We start from the raw sequence: 19904 nt of genomic DNA on the forward strand, positions 1-19904 counted from the left end.
TGAGGAAAATTGGTGCAAAAAGGCGAACATATGAACAAATCCTCCCACTTTATCGATCTCTCCCTGCTGAAAACCCATGCGGCATTTCGCGCGGTGTTTATCGCTCGATTTATCTCGATTGTTGCATTGGGGATGCTGGCCGTCGCAGTGCCGGTGCAAATTCAGCACATGACGCAATCACCGTTGCTGGTGGGATTAGCGGTGACGCTGGCCGCCTCGGGCATGTTTATCGGTCTGTTAACTGGTGGCGTGCTCGCCGATCGTTACGAACGTAAAAAGCTGATACTGATTGCCCGTTCAACCTGCGGTTTAGGTTTCATCGCCCTGGCGATAAATGCCGCGCTACCGCAGCCGTCGCTGATGGCGGTTTATCTGCTGGGATTCTGGGATGGCTTCTTCGGCGCCATTGGCGTCACCGCCCTGCTGGCAGCGACGCCCGCGCTGGTGGGTCGCGAAAACATTATGCAGGCTGGGGCGATCACCATGTTGACGGTCCGCTTTGGTTCGATTCTCTCGCCTGCGATTGCTGGACTGGTGATCGCGCACGGTGGCGTGGTGTGGAACTACGGCTTGGCCGCGTTCGGCACACTGTTAACCGTGCTGACGCTGCTAAAGCTGCCGCAGTTAGCGCCACCGCCACAGCCGCGTGAACATCCGTTGAAGTCACTCGCTGCAGGCATACAGTTCCTGTTTGCCAGCCCGATAGTCGGCATGGTGGCATTGATTGGTGCGCTGGTGACCCTCTCCAGCGCAATACGCGTGCTGTACCCGGCGCTGGCCCCACACTGGTCAGTAAGCGCTAACCAATTTGGTATGCTCTATGCTGCCGTGCCCCTCGGAGCCGCGATTGGCGCGTTGACCAGTGGCAAACTCAAGCATGCCGCCCGACCGGGACAGCTGGTACTGGGGAGTGCAGTGGCGGCGTTTATCGCCCTGGGATTATTCAGCCTGATGCCCAACTTACTGCTGGCGCTGCTGTGCCTGGTAGCCTTTGGTTATTTCAGCGCCATCAACAGTCTTGTGCAGTACGCGATGATCCAGGTGCTGACGCCAGACCACTTACTGGGGCGTATTAACGGACTGTGGACGGCGCAAAACGTCACCGGTGATGCAATTGGCGCGGCAATGATTGGTGCGATGGGATCATGGTTACTGCCGCCCCAGGCTGCCGCAGTGTTTGGTTTTACGGCAGCGCTGCTGGGCATCATGATGTGGTGGGTGATGTGGCGGTTGCGCCGTTACCACGCGCCAGCCCCGGAGCTGGCGCAACCCTCATCATGATTTAACGAACAGTTTTTCCAGACGCGCCAGCAGATTGCTGGCGCTGTAGTAATCCAGACGGAACGAATCGACACCCAGCGGGAAGACCTGTTTCTGCGTCACCGCTGAATTTTGCGCCAGGAACGGATTACTCAGCACTGACTGCGTGGTTTTCTCGTCAGCGGCGAACAGCAGGAACGTCTTGCCCGTCAGACCGCTGCCCACGTTTTCGCCCGACAACTGAATGATGTCTTTACGCTGGCCCATGCTGTGGCCCTGTTGAACGGAGGCAGGCGGTTCGGCGAGGGTGAAACCCAGCTGCTCTAACAACTTGCCCTGCGCCGATTCTGCGGTCCATACGTTGACGGCACGACCATCGCCGTTCCACACCATCGCAGAGACCGGTTGCGGCGGCAACGTGATGGCTTTCTTTAAGGCCGCTTCACGGTCGTCAAACGCCTTAACACGCTGTGCGGCCTGAGCTTCATGGCCGGTCGCCTGGCCAAGCAGCGTCACCACATCCTGCCAACTTTTGTCGTCGTAATTGACCACCAGGGTTGGCGCGATAGCGGAAAGCTGGCTGGCAAGTTTGATCGCCGAGTCGTTGCCGGTCGCGCTGACCAGAATCAGATCCGGCGCTTCAGCCGCCACGGCTTCGGCACTGGGTTCACCAATATAGAGACGTTTAAGATGGCGCTGTTTCGCCACATCGCCCCACTGGCGGAAAAAGCCCTGATCGTCAGCAAGACGGCTGTTGGGAGCGGTCGCGCCGGAGGCAATAACCGGTGCATCAATCGCCAGCAATGAACCCGTCAAAGTGACGCTGGTGGACACAATGCGCTGCGGTGCTTTGCTGATGGTCACGGGACCATTCGCTCCCTGAAGGGTACGCGGCCAGCCCTGCTCGGCCTGTGCCAATCCGCTAAACGCCTGGAAAACAAAAATCAGGGCCGAGAGGCCCCATAAACCGCATTTATTCATAAGTTTTGGTCCACTTTTTAGCATATTGCCCTGGGTGACGTTAGCGTCCGATTACGCCGAAACACGCTGGAAATCCCGCGAATGGATTGACTCTTTTGCCCAATCGACGTAGGTTACAGGCCCATAATAAAAATGATAATCATTCTTAATAATCTTATCATTTATAGGTGAAAATTATGGTGGAATCATCCATGTTTGAAAATGCCTTATTGAAGGATTTTTCCGCGTTATGCCGTGGGTTCCTTTTTACCTCGCCCTGGCGCAGCCTCGCAACGCAGGGGTGTTATACCACCATCACTGCATCCGTTGCTGATGCGGCGCTGTTGCAGGGGGATTTTCAACAACAGTTGCGGCAGCATTTCGCGGCGGCTAAAAAACAGGGGATTAACAATCCGATTTTGGTCGGCGCGATCCCGTTTGATGTCAGCCAACCCGCTGCGCTGTTTATCCCTGAGTCTTACCAGACGTTTAACCGCGCCGATCTGCAAAATGCCTTACCCTCAGCCGTGAGTGAACTGCCACAGGTGCGTCGCCGTATGGCAGTACCCGACCACGATGTCTTCACCCAAATGGTGGCGGATGCCGTGTCGGCAACTCAGCGTGGTGACCTTGATAAAGTGGTGCTGTCGCGTTTGATGGATATCGTCACCGAACAACCGGTCGATACTGCCGCACTGATGCAGCGCGTGATTGCCCAGAACCCCAACAGCTATCACTTCCATCTACCGCTGCCGCAAGGCGGAGCACTGGTGGGCGCCAGCCCAGAACTGATGCTGCGTAAACAGGGGCGTGATTTTAGCTCATGTCCACTGGCGGGTTCTGCTCGCCGTCATCATGACGATAGCCAGCAAGATCGTGCGGCGGGCAATACGCTGATGGACTCTGGCAAAGATCGTCACGAACACAAGCTGGTCACAGATGCGATGCGTGACACACTGCAGCCGCGTAGCCGACTGCTATCGGTGCCGACCGTGCCCTCCCTGATCACCACCGCGACCTTGTGGCACCTCGCAACGCAAATCGACGGCGAAGTGCAGGATGAGCATGAAAACGCCCTGTCGCTAGCCTGCTTGTTGCACCCAACACCAGCATTGAGCGGCTTCCCACACCAACGTGCCCAACAGCTGATTCAGCAGTTGGAACCTTTCGATCGCCAACTGTTTGGCGGCATCGTCGGCTGGTGTGACAGTGAAGGCAATGGCGAGTGGGTGGTGACAATTCGCTGCGGCACGGTGCACGGTGCGCGGGTACGCCTGTTTGCCGGAGCCGGCATCGTGGCCGACTCCCAACCTGAATCAGAATGGCGCGAAACCGGCGTGAAGCTGGACACCATGTTGCGCGCATTTGGACTGCAATAAAGGAAAGATGATGAGCATTCCCTATACCCGTTGGCCAGACGACTTAGCCGCACGCTACCGCGAAAAAGGCTATTGGCTCGATGTCCCCATGACCGACATTTTGGCGCGTCACAAAGACAACGATGCGATTGCGGTCATCGACGGTGACCGTCAGATCAGCTATCGCCAACTGGATGCGTTGAGCGACAACCTCGCGGCGGCCTTGCAGCGCCGTGGTTTGCAACAGGGCGACACCGCATTAGTCCAGCTGGGCAACGTTGCGGAGTTCTATATCACGGTCTTCGCCTTGTTTAAGCTCGGCGTGGCGTCTGTGTTCGCGCTGTATAGCCATCAGCGCACTGAACTGACTGCCTACGCATCACAGATTCAACCCAAGCTGCTGATTGCCGATCGCAGCCATGCACTGTTTGCCGACGATAATTTTATCGGCGCGCTCTGTGCTGCGCAGCCTTCACTGCAGCAGGTGATCCTGCGTAACGATAATCAGCCAGAAAATACCCTTGAAGCGTTGATGGCCGAAGCGGCGGGCGATTATCAGGCCACGCCAACCGCAGCCGATGAAGTGGCATTTTTCCAGCTCTCGGGCGGCAGCACTGGCACGCCGAAGTTGATTCCGCGCACGCATAACGATTACTACTACAGTATTCGTGCCAGCGACGATATCTGCGAAGTCACGGCTGATACGCGCTATTTGATTGCCCTGCCTGCACCACACAACTTTGCGATGAGTTCGCCGGGTTCACTCGGCGTGTTCTATGCGGGGGGTCAGGTGATCCTCGCCGCCGATCCCAGCGCCACACTCTGCTTCCCGCTGATTGAGCAGCACCAGGTGACCGATACCGGTTTAGTGCCGCCTGCCGTCAGCCTGTGGTTGCAAGCCATTCAGGAATGGGGAAGCAACAAGCAGCTGGCATCACTGCAACGTATTCAGGTGGGTGGGGCTAAATTAGGTGAGACTCTGGCGCGTCGCATTCAGACCGAAATTGGCTGCCGGTTACAGCAGGTGTTTGGCATGGCAGAGGGCCTGGTGAACTACACCCGCTTTGGCGATGACGAACAAACCATTCTGACCACGCAGGGCCGCCCTATTTCTGAAGACGATGAAGTCTGGGTAGCCGATGAACAGGGTAATCCACTGCCCACGGGCAGTATCGGCCGTCTGATGACGCGAGGCCCTTATACCTTCCGCGGCTACTACAACAGCCCGGAGCATAACGCCGCCAGCTTTGATGCCAACGGGTTTTACTGCTCCGGCGATCTCATCGAGATCAATGCTCAAGGCTACATCACCGTGCAGGGCCGCGAGAAAGATCAGATCAACCGTGGTGGCGAAAAGATCGCGGCAGAAGAGATCGAGAACCTGCTGCAACGTCATCCTGATGTGATTCACGCTGCGCTGGTATCGATGAATGATGAACTGATGGGCGAAAAGAGCTGCGCCTTTATTGTCGCCAGCCAGCCGATCAAAGCGGTGGCACTACGCCGCCATTTGCGTGAACTTGGCGTGGCCGAGTTTAAGTTACCCGATCGTATTACTTGCGTAGATGCCCTGCCGCTGACCCCCGTCGGCAAGGTGGATAAAAAACGTTTACGCCAACAGCTTGCTGACCAACAAGCGCAAGCCTGACCTGTTCCGGAGATTGTAATGGCTATTCCAAAACTGAACTCTTACGCGCTGCCAGCGGCAGCTGAACTGCCAACCAACAAGGTGAAATGGACCGTTGAGCCGCAGCGTGCTGCTTTACTCATTCATGATATGCAGGCTTACTTCCTGAACTTTTGGGGTGAGAACAGCCCGCTGATCGATCAAGTAGTCGAGAATATCGCTCGCCTGCGCGCCTACTGCAAAGCGCAGGGCATTCCTGTGTTTTACACCGCACAGCCGAATGAACAGAGCGATGCCGATCGCGCGCTGCTCAACGACATGTGGGGACCGGGCCTGAATAAACACCCGGAGCAGCAAAAGATCGTGGATGCACTGGCACCGGATCAGGACGATCAGGTTCTGACAAAATGGCGCTACAGCGCCTTTGTGCGCTCACCGCTGGAGTCGATCCTGCAAGAGATGGGCCGCGATCAGCTGATCATTACCGGCGTCTATGCCCATATCGGCTGCCTGACGACCGCAACAGATGCCTTCATGCGTAACATCCAGCCGTTTATGGTGGCGGATGCGCTGGCCGACTTCAGCCGCGAAGAGCATATGATGGCGCTGACTTACACCGCAGGACGCAGCGGTAAAGTGGTGATGACCGCCGATCTGATGCCGCTTCCGTTGAGCAAAGATGACCTGCGCGCACTGATTCTGCCGCTGCTGGAGGATGACGATGTGCCGGAAGATGACGAGAACCTTATCGACTACGGTCTTGATTCCGTGCGTGTGATGGCGCTGGCGGCGCGCTGGCGCCAGGTCCATAACGATATCGATTTCGTCAGTCTGGCAAAAAATCCGAGCATCGATGGTTGGTGGGCGCTGCTGTCACGGGTGCCAAACAAATGAGTGCTTCCTTCGATTTCAGCGGAAAGATCGTCTGGGTAACCGGCGCGGGTAAAGGGATTGGCTACCACACTGCGCTGGCATTCCATCAGGCTGGTGCAAAGGTAATCGGCTTCGATCTGCGTTTCGATCAAGCGGAGTATCCGTTTACCACTCAAGTGATGGATGTCGCGAATGCAGCGGAAGTTAAAGCTGTGTGCCAGCGCCTGCTGGCCGATCAACCCCATCTTGACGTGTTAGTGAACGGTGCGGGGATTCTGCGCATCGGTAGCACCGAAGAGTTGGCGTTTGAAGACTGGCAAGCTTGCCTGGCCGTCAATGCCGGTGGTGCCTTCAACATGTTCCAGCAGACGCTGCCGGTATTCCGTCAGCAACGCGCGGGCGCCATCGTGACCATTGCCTCTAACGCGGCGCATGCGCCTCGCCTTGGCATGTCGGCGTATGGTGCTTCTAAAGCGGCGCTGCGCAGCCTGTGCCTCACTGTCGGCCTGGAAATGGCACCGCTGGGCGTCCGTTGCAACATTGTTTCTCCAGGCTCCACTGATACCGATATGCAGCGCAGCTTGTGGCATACGCCGGAAGCCGAGCAAGAGATGATCAATGGCTTCCAGGATCAGTACAAGCTAGGGATCCCACTGCGTAAGATCGCCAAACCCCAAGAGATCGTGAACAACATCCTGTTCCTGGCCTCGGATCTTGCCAGCCATGTGGTGCTGCAGGATATTGTGGTCGACGGTGGTGCAACGCTGGGATCCTGACATGGCAATCTGGAAAAAAACGATCGATCTGTCCACGCTAAATACCCTGGGCGATAACTCGCTGGTGGCGCACGTCGGTATTGTGTTCACGGTGATCGGCGACGATTACCTCGAAGCCACCATGCCGGTGGATGCCCGCACACAGCAGCCATTTGGCCTGCTACACGGCGGCGCTTCGGTGGTGCTGGCAGAGTCGATGGGATCGATTGCGGGTTATCTGAGCGTGGAAGAAGGTAAAAGCGTGGTGGGGATCGAGGTCAGTGCCAGTCATCATCGCGCGGTGAGCAGCGGTGAAGTGCGTGGCATTTGCCGCCCTCTGCATTTGGGCGCACGCAATCAGAGCTGGGAGATAGAGATCCGGAATGGTCGCGACCAGCTGTGCTGTACGTCACGCCTGACGGTGGCGGTGTTGGGGTAGTGCTGTGTGGTCGGATGCCCTCACCCTAACCCTCTCCCACAGGGAGAGGGGATAGATCGAGCGTAGTATCCGATGATTGCACACACAGCCCCCACCATAAAAAAAGCGGCCATCTGGCCGCTTTTTTACTGTGCGATTAACGCTGGTAAATGATTTCGACGCCTTCGTCGTCCTCTTCGTCCCAGTCGTCATCCCAGTCTTCGTCTTCTTCCACTTCCTGAGCGTTTTCCATGGCTTCGCGGTGATAGTCATCCCACATGAAGGCCACTTTCTCCGGCTCTTTCGCTTCTTCTTCGGCTTCTTTCGGGTTCTCAATGATGAAGGTCATCACGTCCCAGCAAAGATCTTTCACGCCATCATGGCTGGCCGCAGAAATCAGATAGTATTTATCTTCCCAGCCTAATGCTTCCACAACCGCTTTAGCGCGGGTTTCCGCTTCTTCAGGGCTCAGCAGGTCACATTTGTTAAACACCAGCCAGCGAGGCTTCTGGAACAGCTTAGCGCTGTATTTCTCCAGCTCACCCAGAATGATGCGGGCGTTTTCCACCGGATCGGACTCGTCAATTGGCGCAAGGTCGATCAGGTGCAGCAATACGCGGCAGCGCTCAAGGTGCTTCAGGAAGCGAATGCCGAGACCTGCACCATCCGCTGCGCCTTCAATCAGACCAGGGATATCCGCAACAACAAAGCTCTTTTCGCTGTCCATACGCACAACGCCAAGGCTTGGAACCAGCGTGGTAAACGGATAATCCGCCACTTTGGGTTTAGCAGCCGAAACAGAACGAATAAAGGTCGATTTACCCGCATTTGGCAAACCCAGCATACCCACGTCAGCCAACAGCATCAGCTCCAGCTGCAGGTCACGCTTCTCACCCGGGGTACCCATGGTCTTCTGACGCGGGCTACGGTTCACCGAAGATTTGAAACGGGTGTTACCCAAGCCGTGCCAGCCGCCTTTAGCAACCATCAGCTTCTGCTCATGGCGCGTCATATCACCCAGCGTTTCGCCGGTGCCCTGGTCAATGACACGTGTGCCGACCGGGACTTTAACGATGATATCTTTACCGCGTTTACCGGTACAGTCACGGCTCTGGCCATTCTGGCCACGTTCGGCACGGAAAGATTTCTCGAAGCGATAATCGATCAGGGTGTTGAGGTTTTCATCGGCGAGCAGATAAACGTCACCGCCGTCACCGCCGTCGCCGCCATCCGGGCCGCCACGTGGAATGTATTTTTCGCGGCGGAAGCTGACGCAACCATTACCGCCGTCACCTGCCACCGCAAGGATCGTCGCTTCATCAACAAACTTCATTTTCTTTCTCCGTCACGCTGTCGTTCGCAGCAGTTAAAGCGCTACAAACGGGTCCGCCAGGGTCTTCTGCGCTGACCGGCGGCGGATAATACAAGATAGGCAAAACCATGTGTACAGTAATTGTACAGCAAACTGCGCGGTAAGGTCAGAGTGAATCCCGCAACCTGCGGCAGAATGTAAAAAGCCCCGCAAAGCTGCGGGGCCTTCCATTCGTGTGTTCAGACGTTAACCGTCTGCGGCACAACAACCTTATTCAGCAACGATGCTGATGTACTTACGGTTGTTTGGACCTTTAACTTCGAATTGTACTTTGCCGTCTGCGGTAGCAAACAGGGTGTGGTCACGACCACAACCTACATTGGTACCAGCGTGGAATTTGGTGCCACGCTGACGAACGATGATGCTACCTGCCAGAACAGATTCACCACCGAAACGCTTAACACCCAGACGTTTTGCATTGGAGTCGCGACCGTTACGAGTCGAGCCACCAGCCTTTTTATGTGCCATTTGTCAGATCTCCTCTTACGCGCCGATCACAGTGATTTTCACATCAGTGAACCACTGACGGTGACCAGCTTGCTTACGGTAGTGTTTACGACGACGAAACTTAACGATCTTAATTTTCTCGCCACGACCGTGAGAAACAACTTCTGCCTTGATCACACCGCCTGATACCAGTGGCGCGCCGATTTTCACGTCTTCGCCATTTGCAATCATCAGAACCTGGTCGAACTCAATAGTTTCGCCGGTTGCGATGTCCAGCTTTTCCAAGCGAACGGTCTGACCTTCGCTTACTCGGTGTTGTTTACCACCACTTTGGAAAACCGCGTACATATAAAACTCCGCTTCTGCGCATGCCTTTCTATTCATCAGGCGGCGCGATAAATATTCACAATAGGGCGCGAATTCTACGCAAATCTCCAGGAGAAGACAAGAGCACTTTGCACTCTCTTGCAGAAAAAAAGCGCAGAACGAATGCAAATGTTTCTAAGCCCGATTTTTCAAGTACAATCAGTAACAGATTACCTGAACTCACGCTGTGTAAAAGCGCTTACCATGCAAAAAACGAGTCAAAGCTGAACAGACGAATGAACTTAGAACAGATTAATGAATTAACCGCCCAGGACATGGCGGCCGTCAACCAGACCATCCTCGACCAGCTGAATTCGGAAGTCTCACTGATCAATCAGTTGGGCTATTACATCATCAGCGGGGGTGGCAAACGCATCCGTCCGATGATCGCTGTGCTGTCTGCACGCGCGCTGAATTATCAAGGATCGCTGCATATCACCAACGCGGCGCTGATCGAATTTATCCACACCGCCACGTTGCTACATGACGATGTGGTGGATGAATCCGATATGCGCCGTGGCAAAGCCACCGCTAACGCCGCGTTCGGTAACGCTGCCAGCGTGCTGGTCGGCGATTTTATTTACACCCGCGCTTTCCAGATGATGACCAGCATGGGATCGTTAAAGATCCTCGCGCTGATGTCTGAAGCGGTTAACGTGATCGCGGAAGGCGAAGTGTTGCAGTTAATGAACTGCAACGATCCTGATATCACCGAAGAGAGCTATATGCGTGTGATATACAGTAAAACCGCGCGCCTGTTTGAAGCGGCATCACAAGCCTCAGCGATTCTGGCAGAAGCCACGCCACAGCAAGAAAAAGCGCTTCAGGATTATGGACGCTATCTGGGCACCGCTTTCCAGTTAATCGACGATTTACTCGATTACAGTGCCGACGGTGAAACCTTGGGTAAAAACACAGGTGATGACCTGAGCGAAGGCAAACCCACGCTGCCGCTGTTACATGCAATGCATAACGGCACGCCTGAGCAGGCACAGATGATCCGTAAGGCGATTGAAGAAGGCAATGGCCGTCACTTGCTGGAGCCCGTACTGGTTGCCATGCAGCAGACCGGTTCGCTGGAATGGACGCGCAGACGTGCAGAAGAGGAAGCGGACAAAGCTATCGCTGCCCTGCAAGCGCTGCCAGAAACACCTTGGCGCAGCGCGCTTGAGGCATTAGCGCACATGTCGGTACAGCGCGATTTCTGATGATCCAGGCGGGGTGTCATCGCCCCGTTTATCTTCTCCCCCTTCCCTGTTATTTCCTCCCTATCCCTTACATTTATTGCAGTGCATTTGCGAAACAATGCGCAGTTTCATGTTATTCCATGACAATTACTGGAAACTTACGGAAATTATTTGCTATAAACACTCTGTTTTTTCCAAATATCTCTGAAATGGAAGCGTAAATGCGGCAGAGATAAGTCATAACATGGACAAGGAGCAGAAGGTTATGAAAGCAAGGAAACAGGACTGGCACCCGGCAGATATCATTGCGGCACTGCGTAAGAAAGGCACTTCAATGGCCGAACTGTCGCGCAATTCAGGGCTTAACTCTTCGACCCTGTCGAACGCGTTATCACGGCCCTGGCCCAAGGGAGAATGGCTGATCGCCAATGAGATCGGCGTTCATCCTGCAGAGATCTGGCCCAGCCGCTACTATGATCCCGTGACGTCACGCCTGTTGGATCGCAAGAAGCGCATACGATCCAACAAGGATCTTCTCGATATTTAAGATCCCTCTAACGAAAAAAAACCAGTCACGTGACCGTGACTGGTTTCTACTCAAGCTTTTGGCTTACATCATTCGCCGCTGACGCGCTCGATATTTGCACCCATGGCTTTCAGCTTATCTTCGATATGCTCATAACCACGGTCGATGTGATAAATACGATCAACCAGCGTAGAACCCTCGGCGATACAACCTGCCAGCACCAGACTTGCTGAAGCGCGCAAATCGGTCGCCATAACCTGTGCGCCCGACAGGGTTTCAACCCCATGGCAAATCGCGGTATTGCTCTCGATTTCTGCGTGTCCGCCCATGCGAATCAGCTCAGGGATGTGCATGAAACGGTTTTCGAAGATGGTTTCGGTGATCACACCGGTCCCTTCCGCCACCATATTCAGCAAGGTGAACTGGGCCTGCATATCCGTTGGGAAGCCCGGATGTGGCGCAGTGCGGATGTTAACTGCTTTCGGGCGCTTGCCGTGCATGTCGAGGCTGATCCAGTCTTCACCGGTTTCGATTTCCGCACCGGCATCACGCAGTTTAGCCAGCACCGCATCCAGGGTGTCAGGTTGTGCTTTATGGCACACCACCTTGCCACGTGAAATCGCCGCTGCCACCAGGAAAGTACCGGTTTCGATACGGTCTGGCAGTACGCGGTACACACCGCCACCCAAGCGCTCAACGCCCTCGATGGTGATTTTATCGGTGCCCGCACCACTGATTTTTGCGCCCAGCGTGTTGAGGAAGTTTGCCGTATCGACAATCTCTGGCTCGCGCGCGGCATTCTCAATGATGGTGATGCCCGTTGCCAACGTGGCTGCACTCATAATGGTCACAGTCGCGCCTACGCTGACTTTATCCATCACAATGTGCGCGCCCTTCAGACGGCCATTAACGGAAGCTTTGACGTAACCTTCTTCCAGTTTAATTTCCGCACCCAGTTGCTCAAGGCCAGTAATATGCAGATCAACTGGACGTGCGCCAATCGCACAGCCGCCAGGCAGTGAAACCTGCCCCTGACCAAAACGCGCAACCAGTGGACCCAGCGCCCAAATCGACGCGCGCATGGTTTTCACCAGGTCATAAGGCGCGCTGAAGACATTAACTTCGCGAGCATCAACATGAACCGAACCATTACGTTCCACGCGTGCGCCCAGCAGGCTCAGCAGCTTCATGGTGGTATCGATATCACGCAGCTTCGGCACGTTCTGAATCTCTACCGGCTCTTCTGCCAGCAGCGCAGCAAACAGAATCGGCAGCGCAGCATTCTTCGCCCCGGAAATGGTCACTTCACCACTTAAACGGGTGGGGCCTTGCACACGAAATTTGTCCATTAACGGCTCTCAATTATCTATCAACAAAACAGCCCGTGCGACGCTTAGAAACCGTTGAGTTTACGGTCACGCGCCCACTCAGCTGGGGTATAAGTTTTAATGGAAACCGCATGAATACGGTTATCCGCAATGTATTCCATCAGCGGCGCATACACAGCCTGCTGTTTCTTCACACGGCTCAATTCACCGAACATCTCACCGACCGCGATCACCTGAAAATGGCTGCCATCGTTGCTGAGTACGTGTACTTCATCTAATGCTAATGCCTGCATCAGCACGGCCTGAACTTCACTATTTTCCATCGCTCATTGCTTCACTTAATAATAATAAGGCGGATATCTTAGAGGAAAGCGCCAGACTCTTAAATACGCAAAAGCCCCCGAAAATACCAGGGGCTTTAACGTTTTAAGTCAATATCAGGCGATTTTTTCCGCAGAAACAATAATCTGCTGCAGGTTATACAGCGTGATTAAAGACTGGAGTTTGTCGTTGATACCGGCGAAAACCGGTGCACTGCCTTGCGCTCGCGCAATTTCACGCAAATGAACCAACAGCGCTAAACCTGCTGAATCGACACGTTGCAACCCGGCAACATCAATGGTGGCGATATCGACCATCGCGGTGTCACGCTCCTGCCATAGTGCCAGTAACGTGTCACGATCCAGCTTGCCGCTTAAGGCCAGCGTGCTGGCAGAACGCTGCCAGCGTAACGGTTCGCTCATTATTGCTGTTTATCCAGAGTAATGGGTTGAGCAGCATAGGTTTTCAACTGCGCGGTCAAACCGTCGATGCCTTTGGTGCGCAGTAAATCACTCCACTCATTTTGCTTGGTGGTGATCATACTGATGCCTTCAGCCACCATGTCATAAGCCTGCCAGTTACCGGTTTGGCTATTTTTACGCCACTGGAAATCCAGGCGCACTGGTGGGCGTCCGTTAGGATCAAGGATGGTAACGCGAATCGCCACAATGTTGGCATCGCCAATCGGCTGCGGTTGCTGAATCTGGTAGGTCTGCCCATGATAGAGCGCCAGCGCCTGACCGTATGCCTGCGCCAGATAGTCACCGAAAGCGGTGAAATAGGCCTCACGTTGTGCTGGGGTCGCTTCACGGTAATAACGGCCCAGCACTAAAGCACCGGCATATTTGATTTGTACATACGGCAGTAACTCCTGACGCACCACTTCGCGCAGATAGTTCGGGTCCTGCTTGATCTTAGGCTGTTCGTTTTTCAGGCGGGTAAAGGTTTTCGCCGCCGCGTCATTCATTTGCTTGTAAGGATCGCTCTGATCCGCCGCATTCGCCGCCAAGGGCACAATGGCCAGCATGGCAATCATCAGAAATCGTTTAAACATCGTGTTTACCCTCTCTTATTCCGTGGTAGCAGGTGCTGCTGAAGCAGGGGCACTCTCCGTGTCCTGCTTTTGGTTATCGTTTTTATTGTCGCCGCTCTTATAGAGGAACTGACCTATCAGATCTTCCAGCACCAGTGCAGATTTGGTATCGCGCAGGGTACCGCCATCTTTGAGCATGGATGAACCGAGTTCAGGATCGTCAAAACCTAAATTTAGCGCAAGGAACTGCTCACCGAGCAAGCCTTGTGTGCGGATCGCCAGCGAACTGGTATCAGGAATTTTATCGGCATAGGCATCGCTGATATCCATAGTGACACGCGGCGATAAGGTTTTATCATCCAGCGAAATATCCGTGACGCGGCCAATCACCACGCCGCCTATTTTCACCGGCGAGCTGACTTTCAGGCCGCCGATATTGTCGAAGGTCGCGTAGAGCTTCCAGGTCGGTTCGGTGCCGAGTGACTTAAGATCGGCTACGCGCAGACTCAGGAACAGCAGCGCAATCAGTGCCGCCAGCATAAAGACGCCTACCCAGATTTCGTTTTTCTTGCTTTGCATTGCATCAATTCCCAAACATCAGTGCTGTCAGCACAAAATCCAAACCGAGTACCGCTAATGAAGCATGCACTACGGTGCGCGTTGTCGCCCGACTGATCCCTTCGGAAGTCGGGATGGCGTCATAGCCATTGAACAGCGCAATCCAGGTTACCGTGACGGCAAAGACCGCGCTTTTGATAATGCAGTTGATAACATCGCTGCGGAAATCCACCGCATTCTGCATCGCGGACCAGAAGAAGCCCGGATCGATGCCCTTCCAGCTCACGCCCACCAGCGCCCCGCCAGCAATGCCCACTGCAGTGAAAATGAGCGTGAGCAGCGGCATGCTGATAAAGCCGGCCCAGAAACGCGGTGACACCACACGGCGCAGCGGATCAACCGCCATCATTTCCATACTGGAGAGCTGTTCAGTGGCTTTCATCAGACCAATTTCAGCTGTTAACGCTGAACCCGCCCGTCCGGCAAACAGCAAGGCCGTCACCACCGGGCCAAGTTCACGTAACAACGAAAGCGAAACCAGCATGCCCAGACTGGTCTCGGCACTGTAGGTGGTGAGTACCAGGTAGCCTTGCAAACCTAGCACCATGCCAATAAACAAGCCGGAAACCACAATGATCAGCAGTGAGAGCACGCCGACGCTGTACAACTGTTTCACCAGTAATGGCGCGTGCCGACGTAAAGCCGGTTTCCCCACCAGCGCGTGAAACAGCATCAAGCCTGCACGACCAAACGCCGCACAAGTGTTAATTCCCTGTCGTCCGAGTGACGCCAGCGCCTTTAGCAACATCAGTTTAGGTTCTCCCTGCGCGGGTCAGATCGCTGAGGTAATCCCCGGCAGCGAAGCGGAATGGCACTGGGCCATCCGCATGACCCTCAATAAACTGGCGCACGCGCGGATCGGCATTTTCCCGAAGTTCCGGCGCACTGCCCTGGGCAATAATTTTTTTCCCGGCAACAATATAGGCATGATCGGCAATGCTCAAGACCTCTGGCACGTCGTGTGAAACAACGATACAGGTCACGCCTAACGCATGATTCAACTCATCGATCAGTTTAACCAAGACGCCCATGGTGATCGGATCCTGGCCCACAAAGGGCTCATCGAACATGATGAGATCCGGTTCCAGTGCGATAGATCGCGCTAACGCCGCACGGCGTGCCATACCGCCTGACAGCTCAGCGGGCATTAATTTGGCTGCGCCACGCAGACCCACCGCCTCAAGCTTCATCATTACCGTACTGTGTAGTAATTCAGGGGGTAACTGCGTGTGCTCACGCAGCGGCCAGGCGACGTTATCAAAGACGTTGAGATCGGTGAAAAGTGCCCCCGACTGAAACAACATGCTCATCTTTTTACGCACTTCATACAATTTCGTGCGGGAAAGCGTCGGGATGTTCTGATCGCGGAACCAGATCTCACCTTTGTCCGGCTGCAACTGCCCGCCAATCAGACGCAACAGCGTGGTTTTACCAATGCCGGACGGACCCATAATCGCAGTCACTTTACCTGCGGGTACCGTGAGCGAGATGTCGTCGAAGATGACACGATCGCCGCGCGTAAAGCTGACGCCACGAACCTCAACCAGATTCGTTTGCTGCTGGACCATCATTACCTCTTTATGCGGATCGGGCGTTATCAAAGTCGTGGATGGTAGCCTGGTAGGCCACAATGCACGATAGTTTTACAGAAACTTACCCGTTAGGTGTGGCGAAAACGGCCTTAAAATTTACTTTTGCCTCTCAGACAGTCAAAATCAGCGCCTGTTTCCGCGCGCGCAATGTTTTTACCTGTCGGACAAGGTTTGCCGACACACATATCCATCAAGGATTTTTCATGTTCGTAGCCACTGCCCTGCTGTTTATTGGATTGATTTTACTGGCTTACGGCGCTGACCGTCTGGTATTCAGTGCCGCGATCCTGTGTCGATCCTTCGGCATCCCACCGTTAATCATCGGCATGACGGTAGTAAGCATTGGCACATCGTTACCCGAATTGATCGTCTCCTTCTCAGCGGCACAACACGGCCAGATGGACTTAGCAGTGGGCACCGCACTCGGCTCAAATATCACCAATATTCTGTTAATACTCGGCGGTGCGGCGCTTTTGCATCCTTTGACAGTGCATTCCAATCTGATTCGCCGCGAACTCCCCTTGATGCTGCTGGTCTCACTGCTGAGCGGCATTATGTTGTTTGATAATCATCTTAGTCGACTGGATGGGGCAGCACTGCTGCTGATCGCGCTGGGCTATTTGGTGATTGCGATTCGCATCGCCCGCCGCGCGGAGCGTGATAACAATGATACGTTAACGCGTGAGCAACTGGCCGAACTGCCGCGCGATGAAGTCGGCAACACCGTGGCCTTTCTGTGGTTGGCGGTGGCGCTGATAATTTTACCGATGTCGACCCGTATGGTGATCGACAATGCCACCGTGTTTGCCGACTACTTTGGTGTCAGTGAACTGGTGATGGGTCTGACGCTGATTGCGGTGGGCACCAGCTTGCCAGAGCTCGCCACCGTCGTGGCAGGCGCACTGAAAGGTGAAGACGATATCGCCATCGGTAACCTGATTGGCGCGAATATTTTTAATCTGGCGATCGTACTGGGCCTGCCTGCACTGATTCATCCCGGCAGCATTGATGCGCATGCCTTCGCGCGTGATTACTGGGTCATGCTGGGCGTGAGCGTATTGTTTGCCCTGCTCTGCCTGCTGCGCAAGCGCCGTATTGGTCGCGTAGCGGGCACATTACTGTTAGGTGGATTTATCGCGTGGGTACTGTGGCTGTGGCTCAGCCCTGCGCTTATCTCAAGTTATTAAGGACGGACTGACCATGTCACATCAGCAACCGGATTTTGATTACCAGCAGGCGGGCAAAGCGGTACTGCGCATCGAACGTGAAGGACTTGAGCAACTGGATCAGTATATTAACGCCGACTTCAGCCGCGCCTGCGAGATGATTATTGCCTGCCGCGGTAAAGTGGTGGTGATGGGAATGGGTAAATCCGGGCATATTGGTGCGAAAATGGCGGCAACCTTCGCCAGTACCGGCACCTCGTCGTTCTTTGTTCACCCAGGTGAGGCCAGCCATGGTGACCTCGGGATGGTCACACCAAATGATGTGGTGATTGCTATCTCGAATAGCGGCGAGTCGAATGAGATCCTCGCCCTGATTCCAGTGCTGAAGCGCCAGAAAGTGCCACTCATCTGCCTCACCAGCCGCCCAGAAAGCGCGATGGGGCGTGCCGCAGATGTGCATTTGTGCGTGAAAGTGCCACAGGAAGCCTGTCCGCTGGGATTAGCGCCGACTTCCAGCACGACCGCAACGCTGGTAATGGGTGATGCACTCGCCGTAGCACTGCTGGAAGCGCGCGGTTTTACTCAGGAAGATTTTGCATTGTCACATCCCGGCGGTGCCCTCGGCCGCAAGCTTCTGCTGCATGTCAGCGACATCATGCACAGCGGTGATGAGATCCCTCACGTGAGCCGTGATGCCTCGCTGCGTGATGCGTTGCTGGAGATCACGCGTAAAAATCTTGGCCTGACGGTGATCGTTGATGACCTGATGAAAATTGAAGGCATCTTCACCGATGGTGACTTGCGCCGCATCTTCGATATGGGCATCGATTTTCAGTCCGCCAGTATTCAGGATGTGATGACGCGCGGTGGGATTCGTGTGCGCCCCAATATGCTGGCGGTGGATGCGCTTAACTTAATGCAAAACAAAAACATCACTGCAGTGCTGGTCGCCGATGACGATCGTCTTCTTGGTGTGGTACATATGCATGACATGCTGCGCGCTGGCGTAGTTTGAACAGGAACAAATAATGAGTGTTGAATCCACAATGGTTGATACCTGCTACGGTCCGGTCAGTGCCGATGTTATGGCGCGCGCGGCTAAGATTCGCCTGCTAATTTGTGATGTTGATGGCGTGATGTCAGATGGTGTCATTTACATGGGCAACAGCGGTGAAGAGTTGAAGGCGTTTAACGTGCGCGATGGCTACGGCATCCGCTGCCTGCTGACCTCAGACGTCGAAGTGGCTATTATAACCGGCCGTAAAGCGAAACTGCTGGAGGACCGCTGCCAGACGTTGGGCATTACGCATCTTTACCAGGGACAATCTGATAAGCTTTTGGCGTGGCGCGAACTCCTGGATAAACTGTCTTTATCTGCCGATCAGGTTGCCTATATTGGCGACGATCTAATCGACTGGCCCGTGATGGCACAAGCCGGCTTAAGTGTGGCCGTGGCCGATGCCCATCCGGTTTTACTGCCACGTGCAAACTACGTGACTCGTATCGCTGGCGGTCGGGGTGCGGTGCGTGAACTGTGCGATTTGATCTTGATGGCGCAGAACAAATTTGAGGATGCCAAAGGGCAATCAGTATGAGTAAGAGCAGGCGTTGGATAACGCTGATTCTGGCCTTGATCGCCGTGGTGCTGATCGGCTGGAATCTCACCAACCAGGATGACAGCAAAGCGCCGGTGGCAACCAATACCCAAGAGCCAACGTACACCAGCGAAAAATCTCACTCTGTGGTTTATAACCCCACGGGGGCGTTAGCCTATAAACTGATCTCGGATAAAGTCACCTACTTTGCGGCCGATGAAGTTAGCTGGTTCGAAAATCCTGTGGCGACCACTTATGATGAAAACAAAGTGCCGACCTGGACCATTCGCGCTGATAAGGCAAAGCTGACCAAAGATCGTATGCTTTACCTTTACGGCCACGTTGAAGTGAATACGCTGACCCAGGATTCACAGCTTGAGCGCATCATCACCGATACCGCTCAGGTTAATCTGGTCACCCAGGATGTGACATCTGACGATCAGGTCACCCTATTTGGCCGCAGTTTTAATTCCACTGGCATGAAGATGCGCGGCAATTTACGAACAAAAAATGCCCAGCTGCTTGAAAAGGTCAAAACTTCCTATGAAATCCAAAATGAAAAAAAATAGCCTCAAGTTGTTGCTGGTAAGTGCACTGCTGGCCACCAGCCTGCCTGCGCTGGCCTTGACGGGTGATTCAGACAAACCCGTCAATATCGATTCCGTTAACCAGTCGCTTGATCTACAAGGCAACGTGGCGACCTTCACCGGCAATGTCATCGTTACCCAAGGTTCAATCAAGATCACCGCTGACAAAGTGGTAGTCACGCGTCCAGGCGGCGACAGCAAAAAAACCATCGTCGATGCTTACGGAACTCCCGCGACCTTCTATCAGATGCAAGACAACGGCAAACCGGTTCAGGGGCACGCTTCAAAGCTGCACTATGAGCTGGCGAACGATTTTGTTGAGCTGACGGGCAACGCCTTCATTCAGCAGCTGGACAGCAATATCAAAGGCGATCGCATCACCTATCTGGTCAAAGAACAGAAAATGCAGGCTTTCAGCCAGGGTGACAGCAAACGCGTGACCACCGTGCTGGTGCCGTCGCAGCTGCAAGACAAAAACGGCTCAACTGCGAGCCCAAAAAAGAGTAACTGATCGC

At 54.4% G+C, this 19904-nt stretch carries 24 protein-coding genes; 13 read left to right on the forward strand and 11 right to left on the reverse strand.

The features are described from left to right. Positions 1 to 30: 30 nt before the first annotated feature. Positions 31 to 1281, forward strand: coding sequence for an enterobactin transporter EntS (gene entS / locus LK04_RS16505; RefSeq protein WP_039327667.1), 1251 nt, complete (start codon positions 31 to 33; stop codon positions 1279 to 1281). Here the strand turns inward: entS and fepB are convergent. Further along, positions 1276 to 2241, reverse strand: a complete 966-nt coding sequence (gene fepB, locus LK04_RS16510) for a Fe2+-enterobactin ABC transporter substrate-binding protein (RefSeq protein ID WP_039327531.1) — start codon at positions 2239 to 2241, stop codon at positions 1276 to 1278. The two genes, entS and fepB, sit on opposite strands and share 6 nt — an antisense overlap. Positions 2242 to 2417: 176 nt before the next feature. On the opposite strand from fepB, the gene LK04_RS16515 reads away from it, so the two are divergent. From LK04_RS16515 to LK04_RS16535, 5 genes are read left to right on the forward strand one after another with little or no spacing between them, the layout of a single operon-like run. Beyond that, positions 2418 to 3599, forward strand: coding sequence for an isochorismate synthase (locus LK04_RS16515; RefSeq protein WP_039327529.1), 1182 nt, complete (start codon positions 2418 to 2420; stop codon positions 3597 to 3599). Positions 3600 to 3609: 10 nt separating this feature from the next. Then, the gene (locus tag LK04_RS16520; RefSeq protein WP_039327527.1) at positions 3610 to 5226 is read left to right on the forward strand and encodes a (2,3-dihydroxybenzoyl)adenylate synthase; all 1617 of its coding nucleotides are present in this window, start codon (positions 3610 to 3612) and stop codon (positions 5224 to 5226) included. Between the two features lie 18 nt (positions 5227 to 5244). After that, positions 5245 to 6099: an isochorismatase family protein gene (locus LK04_RS16525; protein ID WP_039327525.1), complete on the forward strand. Its 855-nt coding sequence runs from the start codon at positions 5245 to 5247 to the stop codon at positions 6097 to 6099. Next, positions 6096 to 6854, forward strand: a complete 759-nt coding sequence (dhbA, locus tag LK04_RS16530; protein ID WP_039327523.1) for a 2,3-dihydro-2,3-dihydroxybenzoate dehydrogenase — start codon at positions 6096 to 6098, stop codon at positions 6852 to 6854. Before LK04_RS16525 ends, dhbA begins: the two co-directional genes overlap by 4 nt. 1 nt (position 6855) lies before the next feature. Further along, on the forward strand, positions 6856 to 7272 hold the full coding sequence (locus LK04_RS16535) for a hotdog fold thioesterase (RefSeq protein WP_039327521.1): 417 nt from the start codon (positions 6856 to 6858) through the stop codon (positions 7270 to 7272). Positions 7273 to 7408: 136 nt separating this feature from the next. Here LK04_RS16535 and cgtA read toward each other — a convergent pair whose 3' ends face one another. The 3 genes from cgtA to rplU form a co-directional block, all read right to left on the reverse strand. Next, on the reverse strand, positions 7409 to 8584 hold the full coding sequence (gene cgtA / locus LK04_RS16540) for an Obg family GTPase CgtA (RefSeq protein ID WP_039327519.1): 1176 nt from the start codon (positions 8582 to 8584) through the stop codon (positions 7409 to 7411). 249 nt (positions 8585 to 8833) lie between these two features. Beyond that, on the reverse strand, positions 8834 to 9091 hold the full coding sequence (gene rpmA / locus LK04_RS16545; RefSeq protein WP_003851093.1) for a 50S ribosomal protein L27: 258 nt from the start codon (positions 9089 to 9091) through the stop codon (positions 8834 to 8836). Positions 9092 to 9106: 15 nt separating this feature from the next. Next, positions 9107 to 9418 (reverse strand): 50S ribosomal protein L21, encoded by a 312-nt coding sequence (gene rplU / locus LK04_RS16550; protein WP_039327507.1) that lies wholly within the window; start codon positions 9416 to 9418, stop codon positions 9107 to 9109. A gap of 254 nt (positions 9419 to 9672) precedes the next feature. Between rplU and ispB the strand changes: the two genes are divergently transcribed. Continuing rightward, positions 9673 to 10644, forward strand: a complete 972-nt coding sequence (ispB, locus tag LK04_RS16555) for an octaprenyl diphosphate synthase (RefSeq protein ID WP_039327506.1) — start codon at positions 9673 to 9675, stop codon at positions 10642 to 10644. A 244-nt stretch (positions 10645 to 10888) separates the two neighbouring features. Next, on the forward strand, positions 10889 to 11170 hold the full coding sequence (locus LK04_RS16560) for a helix-turn-helix domain-containing protein (protein WP_039327504.1): 282 nt from the start codon (positions 10889 to 10891) through the stop codon (positions 11168 to 11170). A gap of 68 nt (positions 11171 to 11238) precedes the next feature. Here LK04_RS16560 and murA read toward each other — a convergent pair whose 3' ends face one another. The 7 genes from murA to mlaF form a co-directional block, all read right to left on the reverse strand. Continuing rightward, positions 11239 to 12498, reverse strand: coding sequence for a UDP-N-acetylglucosamine 1-carboxyvinyltransferase (gene murA, locus LK04_RS16565; protein ID WP_039327502.1), 1260 nt, complete (start codon positions 12496 to 12498; stop codon positions 11239 to 11241). A gap of 44 nt (positions 12499 to 12542) precedes the next feature. Continuing rightward, positions 12543 to 12800: a BolA family iron metabolism protein IbaG gene (gene ibaG, locus LK04_RS16570; protein ID WP_017349599.1), complete on the reverse strand. Its 258-nt coding sequence runs from the start codon at positions 12798 to 12800 to the stop codon at positions 12543 to 12545. A 114-nt stretch (positions 12801 to 12914) separates the two neighbouring features. Continuing rightward, a complete protein-coding gene (gene mlaB, locus LK04_RS16575) occupies positions 12915 to 13220 on the reverse strand; it encodes a lipid asymmetry maintenance protein MlaB (protein ID WP_039327494.1) in 306 nt (101 codons plus the stop codon). After that, positions 13220 to 13852, reverse strand: a complete 633-nt coding sequence (mlaC, locus tag LK04_RS16580) for a phospholipid-binding protein MlaC (RefSeq protein WP_039327491.1) — start codon at positions 13850 to 13852, stop codon at positions 13220 to 13222. The genes mlaB and mlaC overlap by 1 nt, the downstream gene beginning before the upstream one ends. Before the next feature lie 15 nt (positions 13853 to 13867). Then, positions 13868 to 14410, reverse strand: a complete 543-nt coding sequence (gene mlaD, locus LK04_RS16585; protein ID WP_039327488.1) for an outer membrane lipid asymmetry maintenance protein MlaD — start codon at positions 14408 to 14410, stop codon at positions 13868 to 13870. A 4-nt stretch (positions 14411 to 14414) separates the two neighbouring features. Then, complete coding sequence (gene mlaE / locus LK04_RS16590; RefSeq protein ID WP_039327484.1) at positions 14415 to 15197, reverse strand: lipid asymmetry maintenance ABC transporter permease subunit MlaE; 783 nt, start codon at positions 15195 to 15197, stop codon at positions 14415 to 14417. A gap of 4 nt (positions 15198 to 15201) precedes the next feature. Further along, positions 15202 to 16017 carry a phospholipid ABC transporter ATP-binding protein MlaF gene (gene mlaF / locus LK04_RS16595; RefSeq protein WP_039327665.1) on the reverse strand — a complete coding sequence of 272 codons (816 nt, stop codon included), beginning with the start codon at positions 16015 to 16017 and terminating at the stop codon, positions 15202 to 15204. A gap of 227 nt (positions 16018 to 16244) precedes the next feature. Here mlaF and LK04_RS16600 point away from each other — a divergent pair, with 227 nt between their 5' ends. The 5 genes from LK04_RS16600 to lptA are packed head-to-tail and all read left to right on the forward strand — an operon-like array spanning position 16245 to position 19900. Continuing rightward, on the forward strand, positions 16245 to 17228 hold the full coding sequence (locus tag LK04_RS16600) for a calcium/sodium antiporter (RefSeq protein ID WP_039327481.1): 984 nt from the start codon (positions 16245 to 16247) through the stop codon (positions 17226 to 17228). A gap of 13 nt (positions 17229 to 17241) precedes the next feature. Next, on the forward strand, positions 17242 to 18222 hold the full coding sequence (gene kdsD, locus LK04_RS16605) for an arabinose-5-phosphate isomerase KdsD (protein ID WP_039327479.1): 981 nt from the start codon (positions 17242 to 17244) through the stop codon (positions 18220 to 18222). A 13-nt stretch (positions 18223 to 18235) separates the two neighbouring features. Next, the gene (gene kdsC / locus LK04_RS16610) at positions 18236 to 18802 is read left to right on the forward strand and encodes a 3-deoxy-manno-octulosonate-8-phosphatase KdsC (RefSeq protein ID WP_039327477.1); all 567 of its coding nucleotides are present in this window, start codon (positions 18236 to 18238) and stop codon (positions 18800 to 18802) included. After that, positions 18799 to 19371: an LPS export ABC transporter periplasmic protein LptC gene (lptC, locus tag LK04_RS16615; RefSeq protein WP_039327475.1), complete on the forward strand. Its 573-nt coding sequence runs from the start codon at positions 18799 to 18801 to the stop codon at positions 19369 to 19371. Before kdsC ends, lptC begins: the two co-directional genes overlap by 4 nt. Continuing rightward, positions 19346 to 19900, forward strand: a complete 555-nt coding sequence (gene lptA, locus LK04_RS16620) for a lipopolysaccharide ABC transporter substrate-binding protein LptA (protein ID WP_039327473.1) — start codon at positions 19346 to 19348, stop codon at positions 19898 to 19900. Before lptC ends, lptA begins: the two co-directional genes overlap by 26 nt. Positions 19901 to 19904 lie beyond the last annotated feature (4 nt).

The sequence above is a fragment of the Pantoea vagans genome (genome assembly GCF_001506165.1).
Classification (GTDB): Bacteria; Pseudomonadota; Gammaproteobacteria; order Enterobacterales; family Enterobacteriaceae; genus Pantoea; species Pantoea vagans_C.